The organism is Hyalangium sp. (genome assembly GCF_035629615.1).
Taxonomy (GTDB): domain Bacteria; phylum Myxococcota; class Myxococcia; order Myxococcales; family Myxococcaceae; genus Hyalangium.
This window is the reverse complement of the sequence record NZ_DASPHO010000533.1, coordinates 1-13478: the sequence shown is the minus strand read 5'-3', so window position 1 is coordinate 13478 and position 13478 is coordinate 1. Positions and strand designations below refer to the sequence as shown.

The following is a 13478-nucleotide window of genomic DNA, read 5'->3' as shown; positions in this document are numbered from 1 at the left end:
GATGCGGTGCTGGGCGTGCGGCACTCGGAGGGCTCGCTTCATGAGTACCTCGTGCGGCTCCGCGGCTACATGCCCCCAGAACACCTGCGCTTCATCGAGTCGGTGGACGGAGGGCCTTCGGTCCGGGACTTCGTCCTGTCGCGCCGGGAGCCCGCACTCGTGGAGGCCTACAACGGCTGCATCGAGCTGTTGCGGGACTTCCGCCAGCGGCACATGGAGCTGTCGGCCCGCTACATCCTCCAGCCAGCCAGGGAGCAGGCCGCCGCACGAGGCGAGAAGGGCACGGGCGGAACCCCCTTCACGCACCTGCTCAAGAAGCACCGGGACGAGACCGAGCGCCACCTCATCTCATGAGCCCCGACAACGGGAGCTCGCCCACGCCCAGCCCTGTCCTCACGACGGCTTCAGCACGCCTCGCAGCTCCGCGCGGCGGATCTTCCCGCTCACCGTCTTTGGCAGCTCGGCGACGAACTCGATCTCGCGCGGGTACTTGTACGGCGCCGTCGTCCGCTTCACGTGCTCCTGCAGCTCCATGGCCAGCTCCGGCGAGCCCTTGTGCCCCGGCGCCAGCACCACATACGCCTTGATGCGCTGGCCGATCCGCTCGTCCGGCACGCCAATGACCGCCGACTCCGCCACTGCCACGTGCTCGAGCAGCGCCGACTCCACCTCGAACGGCCCCACCCGGTAGCCCGACGTCTTGATGACATCGTCTGCCCGCCCCACGAACCAGAAGTAGCCGTCCGCGTCCTTCACCGCCCGATCCCCCGTCACGTACCAGTCCCCGCGGCGGCAGGCCTCGTTGGCCGCGTCGTCATTCAGGTAGCCGTGGAACAGGCCCACCGGGCGCTCCGGCGCCACCTGCACCGCGATGTCTCCCTCCTGCCCCACCGGCACCTCCTGGCCTTGCTCGTTGATGACCTCCACCGTGAAGCCCGGCGAAGGCTTGCCCATGGAGCCCGGCCGCGGCTCCACGCCCGGGAACATGCCCACCACCACCACCGTCTCCGTCTGCCCGTAGCCCTCGCGGATGTGCAGCCCCGTGGCCTGCTTCCACGTGTCGATGACCTCGGGGTTCAGCGGCTCGCCCGCGCTCACCGCGTGGCGGAGGGAGGACAGGTCGAACTTCGACAGCTCTTGCAGGATGATGGCCCGCCACGCCGTGGGCGGCGCGCAGAACGTCGTCACCTTCTGCCGCTCCAGCACCTGGAGCACCTTCGCCGCATCGAAGCGCCCCCGGAAGTCGTAGACGACGTTGCACGCGCCCTGGCTCCACGGCCCGAAGAGCTTGCCCCAGGCGCACTTGGCCCAGCCCGTGTCCGACAGCGTCAGGTGCCGGTCCTCCGGCGTGAGATCCAGCCAGTAGCGTCCCGTCACCTGGTGCCCCAGGCCGTAGCTCGCCTGGGTGTGGAGCACCATCTTCGGCATGCCCGTGGTGCCGGAGGTGAAGTAGATCAGCATCGGCTCATCTGCCCGGGTGGGCTCGAAGGACAGCCCGTGCGTGCCCGTCCCCGAGGCCTGCTCGTAGCGGACCCACGGCGAGGGCGCGTCTCCCACGGAGATCCAGTTCTCCACCCGCCCTGTCCCCACCAGCCCCTCGAAGCGATCCAGGCAGCTCACGTCCGTGATGACGGCCTGCGCATCCGAGGCGAAGATCCGGTAGCGGATGTCCTTCGGCGTGAGCATGGGCGTGCCGGGCATGAAGACGATGCCGGCACGGATGCAGCCCAGCACCAGGAACCACCACTCCGGCACCCGCGGCATGAGGATGAAGGCCCTGTCTCCTCGCCGCATCCCCAGGCTCAAGAGGAACTGCGCCGCATGGAGCGAGTGCTGCTTCAGCTCCGAGAAGGTGAAGCGCCGCTCCTGGCCGGCTTCATCGGACCAGAGGAGCGCCAGCGCGTCCGGCCGCTCCCTCGCATGGCGATCGATGACATCCGCGGCGAAGTTGAAGCGCTCCGGCCGCTCCCACTGGAAGGAGCGGCGAACGGCCTCATAGTCACTCATGTTGCGTGGGGACGAAGGCTTCATGACCACCCCTCCCGCTCAGGTCCGCGGCGAGCATGGCATGCCTCCTCCACGAGGCGGCGGAGCTTTTCCAAGCTCCCCCTGCTCTCGAACATTCCCTTGGCTGGGTGCCGGACACTGCTCGGGCAGCCACGCCTCATCCCGCTCGCCCTTCCCTGCACCTTCACGCGCCAGCACGCAGAGCAAGCGGCCTGCATTCGTGGGCGGCGCTGGCTTGTAAGTGCCTGCCTACATATTCCCCTGCGGCTTCGCATCCCTTGAAATCAAAGGGCTTTCGGGCTCGCTCGGTGGGTAGGAAGGGAAGGAGCCCCAGGCCTCCACTTCCTGATGGCAAGCGGTCTTGGCGAGCCCCCCCCAGCCGGGACGAGGGGCCTGGCGCCCGGGATGGGTTCCTTTGCGCCATTTGTCCGAGAGCGGCTCATGGAACGAAAGGAGATTTAGTGAAGCGTTTCCTTCAGCTCGTCCCTGTCCTACTTCTGCCAGCCATCGCCGCTGCCTCCCCTGTGTGGAAGGGAGACTTCGAGCCTGGCAACCTCTCGCAGTGGTCGCTCTCTCAGAGTGTGGCCTCGGACCGGCTCCAGGTTGTCTCCGACATTGTGCGTGAGGGCCGCTACGCCCTGAAGGCCACCGTGCGCCAGGGGGACGACCCCATCAACGCGAGCGGCAACCGGAACGAGGTGGTGTACCTGACCGAGGAAGCCCCCGGGACCGAGTACTTCTACAAGTGGAGCACCCTCTTTCCCGAGGACTACCCTTCCGAGGACACGTGGCAGGTCTTCGCTCAGTGGCACCACGATGGCTGCTGTGGCGCGCCACCCCTGGTGTTCTCTGTGGTGGGTGAGGAGATGCGCCTGCGTGCGGGAGGAGACGAGGGCAAGATCATCTGGCGCAGCCCGCTGGTGCGCGGGCAGTGGCAAGACTTCGTGCTGCGCGTGAAGTGGTCGTCTGATCCCCGCCAGGGCTTCGTTGAGCTGTACAAGGACGGCACGCTCGTCGTTCCCAAGACGATGGCGGCCACCCAGTTCAGCGGAATGAAGAACTACCTGAAGCTCGGCCTCTACCGGGATGAGTCCATTGAGCAGGTGGGCGTCGTCTATCACGATGGCTTCACCATGGGCACGAGCCTGGAGGACGTGATGCCGCCGCCGCCCGCGCCGGAGCCGACTCCGCCCGCGCCGACTCCGCCCGCGCCGACTCCGCCAGCGCCGGCTCCGCCCACGATCGAGCTGCCGACTCCTCCCACCACGCCCACGCCCGGTGTGACTCCGCCCCCCTCCCCTCCGTCGGGGCCCCAGACCACCATGCCGGCTGACCCGAACGCGCCCCGCGGTGGCCTCAAGCCCGCCATGGGATGCGGCGCCTCCGCCAGCGGTGGCATGCCGGCGGCCGCAGCGGCAGCCATGCTCGCGCTGGTCCTCCTCACCCGGCGCCGGCAGGCGCTGGCCCGGCGCCGCGCGCGGAACCGGTGAGTCCCCGCGCCTGGGGCCGCTCTGCTGAGTCACTGTTCGGAAATGTCGGGGGTTTTTGAAAGTCCCGACGTTTCCGAACAGGCGCCTGGCGCACTACTGCCCGCGGCTCCCGGGTATGCTCCTCCCCCATGAATCCCATCGTTCACGGTGAGCTGTCCTGGCTGATGGCCCAAAGCCTGCGCGAGCGGCGTGACCGCATCCTCGTCACCCTCGCGGGACTGGCGCCCGATGTGGACGGGCTCACGCTCCTGGGGGGAGAGGCCCTGTACGGGAAGTATCACCACGTCCTCACCCACGGGTACGTGGCAGCACTCGCCACGATGGGAATCTGCACGGCGTTCGCGCGGCAACGCGGGAGGGTGGCCCTGCTCTCGCTCGCCGCCTTCCACCTGCACCTGCTGTGCGATCTGGCCGGGAGCGGTCCTGGCTGGCCCATCCACTACTACTGGCCCACCTCCCTGAAGGAGTGGTTCTGGAGTGGGCAGTGGAACCTGGCCTCCTGGCAGAACACCGTCATCGGGATGGCCGCCACGCTGGCGTGCTTGGCGTGCGCCCTGCACTGGCGCCGCACCTTCGTGGAGGTCTTCTCCGTCCGCTGGGACGGAGAGGTGACTCGCACGCTGCGGCGCCGCTTCCTCGGCGAGTCCTCTTGATCAACGCTCGCTGCACTGCCGCCGCATGGCCTCCAGCGTCTGCGCGTCCATGGCCCGGAGCGTGTGCGGGGAGATCCGCCTGAACCGCTCGCACTTCTCGCGCGCGTCCGGCTCTGTGCGCAGGTGGCGCGCCGTCACCTCCGCTGCCTTCTCCGGCTGCCCCTTGCGCAGGTAGAGGCGCTCGAGCATCACGTATGTCTCCTCCGGCTTGGGGTTGGCGTCCACCTGCCGCTCCAGCTCCGTGACGGCCTCGTCCACGCGGCCCTGCTGCTCCAGGTTCACCGCCCGGTCCAGGTGCGCCGTGTTCGTGCAGTAGGGGCGCAGCTCCTGCAGCTGTCGCCTCACCGTAGGCCGCGCCTCCACCAGCCGTGGCTCCGCGGACTCCAGGAGCAGGCAGCGCTCGGCACGGCGCTCGTCCTTCACCTGCTCCATCACCGTCTCCAGCACCTGCGCCGCCTGCTGGGGCCGCTGGGCGCGGACCATCGCTCCGGCGAACCGCAGGTTCTCCTGGGCCTCCTGCCGATCCTTCACCGGGCTCACCTCCAGGTGCCGCTGGTACACCCTCCAGGCCTCATCCGGCTGGCCCTGCTTGAGCATGCTCCAGGCCAGATCCTGGTTCGCCCGAGGGTGCCGCGGATTCAGCTCCACCGTCCGCCGCAGCAGCGTTGCCCGCTGGCCTTGGTCCTTCTGCCGGACACTCAGCTCGTAATACGGTCGCGCATCGCTCACCTTTCCATCCACCAGCCGCTGGTAGATGTCCTTGGAGCGCTGCTGCCAGCTCTGGCGCGAGCGGGAGTCCGCACGCTCCTGGAAGGAGCGGTTCCAGCATGCCTGGGCCAGCGCCAGCTGCACGTCGAGCTGCGACGGGTTCTCGCGCACCGCCGCCTCGAGCCGGGAGATGGCTCGCTCGCACACCTCCGCGTCGTAGCCGTCCGACTGGCAGCCCTGCTGGGCGAGCTGCACCGCCTCGCGCGCCGCAGCCGACAGAGGCGCCGCGGGAGGCGTGGCCGTCGTGGGAGGGCGAACTGCTGGCGGAGGCCGGGATGGTGGGCGCGGATAGGCCTGGCCCCAGCTCAACAGGGGCAGCAGCGCCACGAGGGCGCAGAACAGGTGAGAGGCTTTCATGGTGGATGCTCCTCCCGCGCCTCAGCGCTGGATGTGGACGTGATCTGCCGTCACGTCGTTGCAGTCGAGGAACGTGGCTGCGCCCCGCTCGGTGAAGGAGTTGCCCTCACCGACGACGCGATCTCCGGCGGCTTCGAGGATGCACATGAGCTGCCGCGCGTCCTTGCCGGGCACCGAGAGGGCCCGCGGATCGAGATCCAGCGCCCGGCCTCGGGTGTGGCGGCTGTTGAGTGACTGGGAGCCGATGGCCCGGTTGCGCTGCGGGTTGCGGAAGGCGCTCGTCACCAGCCTGGACACCTCCACCCGGGCCGTGCGGTTGTTGGCGCGCGTCTCCGCGATGCCGTTGCGCCCCGCGAGGATGGGCCCGGCGCAGGCACCGTTCACCACGGGGCCACCGCACACGTCATCCCCCTGGGGATTCGTGTCCCCGAGCGGCCCGGCCTCCAGCACCGCGGGCCCCGGGGAGACCACCACCGTGTCCGGCCTCAGCCTCCGGGTCCCCACCCGCTTCTCCTGCACGTCATCCCCGAGGATGCGATCCACCTCGCTCTGCACCTGGGTGAGCAGCTCCTGCAGCCCCCCCTCGTCCTCCTCGACGATGAAGGCATAGTTGCCCGTGTTGAGGAGTGCGCTCCTGGGAACGGAGATCTGGGTGAGGCTCGGCCGGAAGAGCGTCCCGTAGTCGGCGTACTCCTGGCGCACGATGTCCTGCTCGTCCTGCCGAATGAAGGTGGTGGGAGGCAGGCGAGCCTCCAGTGTCTTCCCCTCCACCGTCGCGGTGGCGACCACCTCGTACTCCAACGGCGGGTTGGGCTGACGGCTGCCGTCCCGCAGCAGCGAAGAGCTGCCTCGGAAGATGATCTCCTTGCCCTCGTGGGCGTCCGGCACCGCGGGGCCGGTGTGCTTCCCCGTGGGGCGCACCGTCCAGCGGATATGGTCCTCCGTCCCATTGGGTGCGTTGATCAGGCGGGCCCGCACCGTGATCTGCTCCTCGGGAGAGAGAAAGGAGGTCCGAGGCACCGCCTGGCCCGTCCCCTTCGTGAAGGCCTCGGTGATCTCCAGAGTCACCTTCCGCCCCCGGCCCTCGCCAACTTGAGCCTCGTCCTCGGCCAATGGGCCGCTGCCCCCTGTCCCGCCCTCCTGCTTTCCACCCGTGCAGCCAGCGACGATGCCGACGCAGAGTACCCACGCGAGCCGCCTCGCTCGGTCCAGTTCCATGGCGTGTTACCTCGATCCTGAGAATCCCCAAGGTGCGTCCCCGATGACGCACCTCCACTGCCCTCGCGCCGGCACCGTCCACGAGCGGACGCGCCTCTCGGTGCGCCGCGCACTGCATGACGCAAGCCTGCCTCCCAGGGCAGGCTCCTCACGGCGGGAGCCCCCGTGGCGCGGAGTTCTCTCCCCACGGTGGGGGATGGGGATGGTCTCCCACCCGAGGACCACCCCGTAGGAACGGGGGCTCCCAGCGGAAGGAGTGCGCGCTACTGGAATGTGACTTCACCCGCGAAGCTGCGAGGATGGCGGCATGCTCCTGCTGGGATTCCTGGGCGTTGGGGCGATAGCGACCGCCATCGACGCGCCCATCACCTCCGTCACCCTCTATAGCGATCAGGCGCGCGTGGTGCGCACCGCGCAGCTCACCGTCTCGGGCTCCCTGCGCGTGGAGCTGCCCACGCTGGCAGGCGCAGTGGACTCCTCCTCCATCCGCGTGGAGGCCGAGGGCGCCGAGGTTGCCCGCGTGGACCTGCGCCCCGTCAGCCCCGAGGTCCTCATTGCCACCGAGGCGCGCAAGGTGCTGGATGCACTGGACCGGCTGGACGACCAGCTCGCTCGCACCCAAGCTGAGCGGGTGGCCGTCAGCGCCCAGCTCTCCTACCTCCAGGGCCTGCGCGCCCTGCCCCCAGCCGACGCCGACCGAGACAAGGCCCCACCCCCCCGGCTCGATCCCTCCGGATGGAACACGGCCACCACCTTCTTGGTGGACACCCTCGGCAAGCTCCAGACCCGGCTGCGCGAGCTCAACGCGCGGCTGCAGGAGCTCGAGCGCGAGCGGGAGCGCCAGCTCCAGGAGGCCCACCGGCTGGGCGGCGCCCCTCGGAGCCCCGGGCTGGAGGTGGCACCCACGCTCTCGGGCAACGGCCCGGTGAAGCTCACCCTCACCTATGTCACCCGGAACGCGCGCTGGTTCCCGCGCTACGAGCTGCAGCTCGTCCCCGAGACCAACCGGGTGCAGGTGTCCTTCTTCGGCCTCGTGAGCCAGGAGACCGGTGAGGACTGGCAGGACGCGGCGCTCACGCTCAGCACCGCCATCCCCGCCACTACCACCGCCCTGCCCAAGCTCACCACCTGGAAGATCGGTCAGCGGGATCGCTTCATCCCCACGCCCGCCCCGCTCACCGTGCCCTACCGCCCGCCTCCGCCGTTACCCCCTCCGCTCCCCGCGGAGGCCAAGGAGAGTGATCAGCTTCGCCAGCGCCTCCTCGCACGTGCGCAGGGCGCCGAGCCCTCGCAGTCGACGTCCTACGCCGCGGACCTCTCGCGGGACCCAACCGGCGCGATCACCGTCGAAGGCGTTCCTCCGAGCATCGATGTGGGCTCCACCACCACGGGCGTCACCGTGGATGCAATGCGCCCCCCTGGAAAGAAGGCTTCGAGACCACAGCCTGTCATGCGGCCAGAGCCTGCCCCCGCATCGCCTCCCTCGGACTTCGACGAGTCCGAGATCAGCGAGTCCTTTGCCGAGGAGATGGTGGTGGTGTCCGGCGCCACCGAGAGCAGCAGCCTCTCCCGTCGGCCTTCTGTCCCCACGGAGACCTTCGGCGTGGGGCTCGCGCCGCCCGCGGCCTGGCGGCGGCCGGCGGTGGATCCGCGCCTGCCGGCCTCGCTCGCCGGTGGCTATGACCTGGCCTTCCCCTCCGCGCGCCGGGAGACTGTCCCCAGTGGAGGCGGCGAGCGGCGCGTTCCGCTCTTCACCGAGTCCTGGCCGGTGAAGACCGAGCGCAAGCTGTTCCCCGCGCTCGCCCGGGATGCCTTCCTCGTCGCGGAGCTGCAGAGCCCCTCCAAGCAGGTGCTGCCCGGCGGCGAGGCGAGCCTCTTCGTGGGCTCGGATCCCGCGGGGACGGCCTCGCTGAAGCTCGTGGCGCCGGGCGAGCGCTTCACCCTTCCCCTCGGCGTGGACCGGGCGGTTCGGCCAGTGCGCAACGTGACGCTCGTGCAGGCGGAGAAGGGCTTCCTCGGCAAGGACGAGGAGACCACCTACCGCATCACGCTCGAGGTCGCCAACCCCTACGCCTTCCCGCTCCCGGTGCGCATCCACGATCAGTGGCCGCTCACCCGGGACGAGGACGTGGAGATCAAGCTCGTCCGCACCGAGCCCTTTGCCCGACAGGATCAGGTGAAGGGGACCCTGGAGTGGGAGCTCACCGTGCCTGCCTCGGGCAAGACGGTGGTCTCGTTCGAGTACACCCTGCGCCACCCGAAGGGCTGGCGCATGCACCAGAGCCAGTAAGGAGGCGGGCCATGCACACTTTGTCCCTGACGTTGTGGGTGCTCGCCGCCACCTCGCCGGTGAGCTCCGTCGTCGTCTACCCGGATCGCGCGCAGGTGACGCGCTCGCAGACGGTGACGTGCGCGGGCCGTGACACCCTGGCGCGCTTCGAGGAGCTGCCGCCGGCGGCGGACCCGGCCAGTTTCCGGGCCCACGCCGAGCGCGCCACCGTAGAGGGCCTGCTGGCCTCCGAGCGCACGCGGCAGGCTCGCTACGGCACCGAGCGCGAGCGGCTGGAGAAGCAGCGCGTGGAGCTGGAGCGGGAGCTTGCTGCCCTGGAGCATGCGCGCGCGCGCGCCCTGGCCCTCGATGGGTTGGGCTCGAGCCTCACCGAGGTGGCCCTGGCGCGCATCCGCCGGGAGTTCATCGAGTCCAAGCCGGACACCCGCGCGTGGAGCACCGCGCTGGACACGGCCCTCGGCTCCCGCGTGCGCGCGGCCTCCGAGCAGGAGGCCCAGGCGGCGAAGTGGCGCACCGCCTCGCGGGCCCTGGCCGAGGTCAACGTTCAGGCGGCACGCACGATGGCGGCCTCCGCGCGCACTGATCGGAGCGTGGAGGTGCGGCTGAACTGCCCCGCCGGAACACAAGCCCGGGTGGAGCTCACCTATATGGTGGGTGGTGCCTCCTGGCAGCCCGCCTACGAGGCCCGCGCCGACGAGCAGAGCCGGACGGTGGAGCTGGCCACCTACGCCACCGTGAAGCAGGCCTCCGGCGAGGACTGGAAGGAAGCGCGGCTGGTGCTCTCCACCGCGGTGCCGGATGAGAACGCGACGCCGCCGGAGCTGCGGCCCCTCCAGGTCTACGCCCAGGAGCGCAAGGAGGAGCGCAAGGTGCTCGTGCGGCGCGAGGAGTACAAGGAGCATGCGCAGACAGGCGCGACCACTCCCTCCAGCGGAGAGTCGCTGCGGGCCACCGCCCAGGGGCTCTCCGTGCAGCTCGCCGTGCCGGAGCGGGCGGACGTGCCGGGGGACGGCTCGGAGGTGCGGCTGCGGGTGGCGCGCACGCGGCTCCAGGCCTCCTTCTCCTGGCGCACCATCCCCAAGCTGTACCCGGTGGTGTTCCGCGTGGCCCGGCTCACCAACACCGCTCCCTTCCCACTGCTGACGGGCGCAGTGGACGTGTTCCGCCAGACGGGCTTCCTTGGCCGCCAGGCGCTGGAGCGCGTGGCGCAGGGCGCGCCCTTCGAGCTCACGTTCGGCATCGAGGAGGGCCTGCGCGTGGAGCGCCACGTGGTGGAGGAGGTGGCGAGGGACTCGGGCTTCTTCGGCGGCAAGCGGCGCTTCCGCTACGCCTACCGCTTCGAGGTGGCCAACTACCGCAAGAGCCCCGAGGAGCTGGAGGTGGCCGAGCACGTCCCCGTGTCCGAGCTGGACGACGTGAAGGTGGAGCTGGACGCGAAGAAGACGACGGCGGGCTATGCGCTCGACGCGGCCGACGGCATCACCCGCTGGAAGCTCAAGCTGGCCCCGGCGGAGAAGCGCACGGTGGAGCTCATCTTCCACGTGGACGTGCCGTCCAGCTACGACTCGGGCGGGCTGTGATGCGCCTCACGGAGCGCGGGGCCTCCGTTGTTCCACGCAGTGTGGAGCCGTGGATACCCTGAGAGTTGTCCCAGGGTCAGGGTCGTCCCTGACCTAATGGGTACCCACCATGGAAGGCGCGGGACTGGACACGTAGAGTCCAGGCCGTGCCCCGCTGTCAGACATGCGGGAGGCGCTGGGAGGGAACCCACACCCTCTGTCCCCAGGGGGCCGCTCCCTTGGAAGCCCCAGCTCCTCCTCTCGAGAGTTCCGTGCTCCCGGAGCTCTCGTTCCCCGGCTACCGCGTCGAGCGCATCATCGCGCGTGCCGGCTTTGCTACCGTGCTGGCCGCGCGCCGGAGCGCGAACAACGGGCTCGTGGCCATCAAGGTGCCCCACCCCGGCAACCCCCCTGGCCGCGGCCCTGATCGAGCGCGAGGCCGAGGCACTGCGGATCATCGGCCCCCCCGCCGTGCCCAGGCTGTACGAGGTGAGCCCTGTCCAGGGCGCGGGCCGCTTCCTGGTGATGGAGCCGACAGTGCTTTTCATCAGTGAATGGCCCTCAGCTTAACCTGAAGGGTCGCAAAGAATTTAGAGACCTTTTTGGTTGGTCCAAGAGTTGACCCCTCCCAGTAGGCTTGAGTAGCCGCCCCACCAGGTTGTCCGTCGTAAATGCGAGCGAGCCGCAACGTTCAGCCTGTTAAGTGAAACTCGCAGTGTTTGAATTGGCACGCGGTATCCTGTGCGGCGTGTGCATGGAGGCCCTTTGAGAACGCGCCAAGACTTCGAGAGCGAGTACCGGCAAAAGCTGAGCGAACTCGACCGGCTATATGAAGCGTCTAACCGGGACCTTCAGGACCTCCGTGCAGCGAATCCGATTGATCTCGCAGCCGTACAGGAGCGTTGGAATACCGCGAGCCAGTTGGGCGAGCGACTCCGCAACTTAGTCGCCTCGGTAGCGAAGGAAGTGGGAGTGGAGATCCAGGACCCCGCGGATCGCTCGGCCCTGGATGCGATGCTCACGAACCTGTCGCACCTGCTCCATCAGCGGGAGATTGAAGCGCCGCGAGAACGACTGAAGCTGCTGGCAGCCATCCTGGATGCTGGGGCCGTACGCCACCGACTCAACACCCGCCAAGCCGCAATGGATGGCCTCCGGAACTCGGCATGGGAGGAACTCACCCGCTCTGGTGGATCGAACCAGCCGGCACCACTGCCTGGACCGGAGGACGTCTCGCAATGGCTGGACTGGGCATGGGGGCTCCAGGAACCAGAGGCATCGGAGCTACTCGGGAAGCTGAAACACGCGCTCCCGCATCTCGCCAACTTTCTCAAGGATGTCGACCTCAGCAACTGGGTCCCTGCTTCGCACGTGGCCTCCGCTTCACCCAAGCCCAATCCTCCGGCCTCCGCGGAGGTTTCCCTGCCGTCCCCCGTCACGGGACAGGAAATCTCCGCGCAGGACTCGTCAAGCGTGGTCGCTCTCTCGGAGCTGCCAAGCGAGTTCCCACTCCCACCTTCCATCGTTCCTCTGGCTGCTCCTGCGATGACGTCACCGGAGCCCCACCGCCAGTTCCTCTCAGCCGAAGCGACCGGGCCCTCCGCTACGATGGTCGCGCCTTTGCCCGTGGCGGAGCTGGCACCGCTCCCGCCCATCGAGACTCCCGCGGCGGTGGCCCTCGTGGACAGAGACGCGCCGACGGCCATCTCCTTCCCCGAGCACTTGAAGCAGTACGAGCGGTTTCGGGCTGCCTGGTGGTTGGACCCGTCCGGCAAGTGCAGCCCAGTGCCATGGCGCGACGAGCGGAGCTTCGACGAGCGGCTCCAGGAAGCAATGGGCAAGGAGCTCAAGGCCCGTCATCTGTCCCTGCTGTGGATCCATGCGGCCGCCGCCGAGATGTTGAGGCTCTCGCCACTGGTGGCCTCGCGTGACGTCCAGGCGCTGGCTGACATCATAACCACTCCCCACTCGTCGTCTGCTGGTCTGGACGACCTGCGCGGCGAGGGCCTCCATCGCTCCGCAAACACGTTCTCCATTGAGCCCACTCCCGCTTGGCGCGTGCGTATCTTTCTCGAGGCGGTGCGTCCCTCCCCCACCTCCCTTCCGCTCTTCCAAGATGATCAGTTGGCCGACATGGTGGAGTTGGCGGGCTTCGAGTCCCCGGCCATGAAGGACCTTGTCCTCGGCCTTCTTAAGCTGGGGCGCCGGGGGCTCAATCCCATCGCCCGCCTGCGCGCCGCGCGAGAGGCCAGTCTGGCCGAGCCGCCCGCCGAGCTGAACCGCAAGCTTCACTCGGAGCGGATCTCCTTCCACGAGGAGATCATCCGCCTCTGGAATGCGGCGGGCGGCAATATCGAGCACACCCACTGCCGCGAGGCCTGGAGCGAGTTCATCGAGGAAATCTCCCCCACGCTCAACGTCCTCTTCCCGGTCGCCAAAGGCGGCAAGGCGGACTGGGATGTCACGGCTTTCCAGAAGGGCATCGGCAAGTTCAAGCAGCAGCACGCCAAGATCGCGGAAGGGCGGGGCGTGAAGCGCTTCGACCGGCGCAAGATGGATCGTGCCGCGGAAAAGATCATGGATCATGCCTCGGCGGTGAACGACCTGATGCGTCGCCTCCAAGAGGCTCAGTCTGCCCGCTCCGAGACCAGCCACGTGCAGGCGCCGTTGGCGCTGGCCCAGGAGCTGCTGGCCAGCGAGCCCCTGAGCCGTGACGATGAGGAGCTCTGCCGACTGGTCCTCCGGACCCACCTGATCAACGACACGGCTCCTCAGGAGGACCACCTCGCGCTCACCTCCCAGCAGATCATCGAGCGTCCAGATCTTCTCGGCGTGATTGGCACCCTGGATGCCGGCGCGCTGGATGGCAGCCTATCCCGTAGGGTGGTCCGGGTGGACGAGATCACCGACAACCTCCTTGCATCCGCCATTCTTCTGGCGCTTCCTTTCTCGGGCCCCGAGGCGTCCACCGAGACCAAGCCGATGGCCCAGCTCCGTGCGGCCCTCTTCCGTAAGGATCGTCCAGACCTACTGGGGCGGCTCTCCGTGGTGTTGTCCCCAGAGGAGCAGTCGCGCGTCCACCGAGCCCGCGGTGATGCCATCGAGCGGGTCCATCGGCTCATCGGCGACCTGCAGC

General features: G+C 68.8%; 9 protein-coding genes and 1 pseudogene. 6 read left to right on the top strand and 4 right to left on the bottom strand.

Going from position 1 to position 13478, the window contains the following annotated elements; genetic code table 11:
* The coding region (locus tag VD972_RS27015) for a hypothetical protein (protein ID WP_324991629.1) at positions 1–354 on the top strand (354 nt) is incomplete at its 5' end.
* Between the two features lie 39 nt (positions 355–393).
* Here VD972_RS27015 and VD972_RS27010 read toward each other — a convergent pair.
* Positions 394–2031: an acyl-CoA synthetase gene (locus VD972_RS27010; protein ID WP_324991628.1), complete on the bottom strand. Its 1638-nt coding sequence runs from the start codon at positions 2029–2031 to the stop codon at positions 394–396.
* A 437-nt stretch (positions 2032–2468) separates the two neighbouring features.
* Between VD972_RS27010 and VD972_RS27005 the strand changes: the two genes are divergently transcribed.
* Complete coding sequence (locus tag VD972_RS27005) at positions 2469–3497, top strand: polysaccharide lyase (RefSeq protein WP_324991627.1); 1029 nt, start codon at positions 2469–2471, stop codon at positions 3495–3497.
* Positions 3498–3625: 128 nt separating this feature from the next.
* Entirely contained in the window at positions 3626–4150 is a 525-nt protein-coding gene (locus tag VD972_RS27000) for a metal-dependent hydrolase (protein WP_324991626.1), read from the top strand.
* Here the strand turns inward: VD972_RS27000 and VD972_RS26995 are convergent, their stop codons facing one another.
* A complete protein-coding gene (locus VD972_RS26995) occupies positions 4151–5275 on the bottom strand; it encodes a hypothetical protein (protein WP_324991625.1) in 1125 nt (374 codons plus the stop codon). It lies immediately after the preceding gene.
* Positions 5276–5296: 21 nt separating this feature from the next.
* The gene (locus tag VD972_RS26990) at positions 5297–6493 is read right to left on the bottom strand and encodes a D-Ala-D-Ala carboxypeptidase family metallohydrolase (protein ID WP_324991624.1); all 1197 of its coding nucleotides are present in this window, start codon (positions 6491–6493) and stop codon (positions 5297–5299) included.
* 307 nt (positions 6494–6800) lie between these two features.
* Between VD972_RS26990 and VD972_RS26985 the strand changes: the two genes are divergently transcribed.
* Both VD972_RS26985 and VD972_RS26980 read left to right on the top strand, forming a co-directional pair.
* Positions 6801–8783 carry a DUF4139 domain-containing protein gene (locus tag VD972_RS26985; RefSeq protein WP_324991623.1) on the top strand — a complete coding sequence of 661 codons (1983 nt, stop codon included), beginning with the start codon at positions 6801–6803 and terminating at the stop codon, positions 8781–8783.
* A gap of 11 nt (positions 8784–8794) precedes the next feature.
* On the top strand, positions 8795–10363 hold the full coding sequence (locus tag VD972_RS26980; RefSeq protein WP_324991622.1) for a mucoidy inhibitor MuiA family protein: 1569 nt from the start codon (positions 8795–8797) through the stop codon (positions 10361–10363).
* 921 nt (positions 10364–11284) lie between these two features.
* On the opposite strand, the gene VD972_RS26975 is transcribed toward VD972_RS26980, so the two are convergent.
* A complete protein-coding gene (locus VD972_RS26975; RefSeq protein WP_324991621.1) occupies positions 11285–11479 on the bottom strand; it encodes a hypothetical protein in 195 nt (64 codons plus the stop codon).
* Between the two features lie 471 nt (positions 11480–11950).
* Between VD972_RS26975 and VD972_RS26970 the strand changes: the two are divergent.
* Positions 11951–13478: pseudogene (locus tag VD972_RS26970) on the top strand (hypothetical protein); the annotation flags it as partial.

Excerpts from the sequence above, each read along its gene's own strand:
- VD972_RS26990 (WP_324991624.1), bottom strand. The coding sequence starts at position 6,493 with ATGGAACTGGACCGAGCGAGGCGGCTCGCGTGGGTACTCTGCGTCGGC.
- VD972_RS27010 (WP_324991628.1), bottom strand. The coding sequence starts at position 2,031 with ATGAAGCCTTCGTCCCCACGCAACATGAGTGACTATGAGGCCGTTCGC.
- VD972_RS26995 (WP_324991625.1), bottom strand. The coding sequence starts at position 5,275 with ATGAAAGCCTCTCACCTGTTCTGCGCCCTCGTGGCGCTGCTGCCCCTG.
- VD972_RS26980 (WP_324991622.1), top strand. The coding sequence starts at position 8,795 with ATGCACACTTTGTCCCTGACGTTGTGGGTGCTCGCCGCCACCTCGCCG.
- VD972_RS26985 (WP_324991623.1), top strand. The coding sequence starts at position 6,801 with ATGCTCCTGCTGGGATTCCTGGGCGTTGGGGCGATAGCGACCGCCATC.
- VD972_RS27000 (WP_324991626.1), top strand. The coding sequence starts at position 3,626 with ATGAATCCCATCGTTCACGGTGAGCTGTCCTGGCTGATGGCCCAAAGC.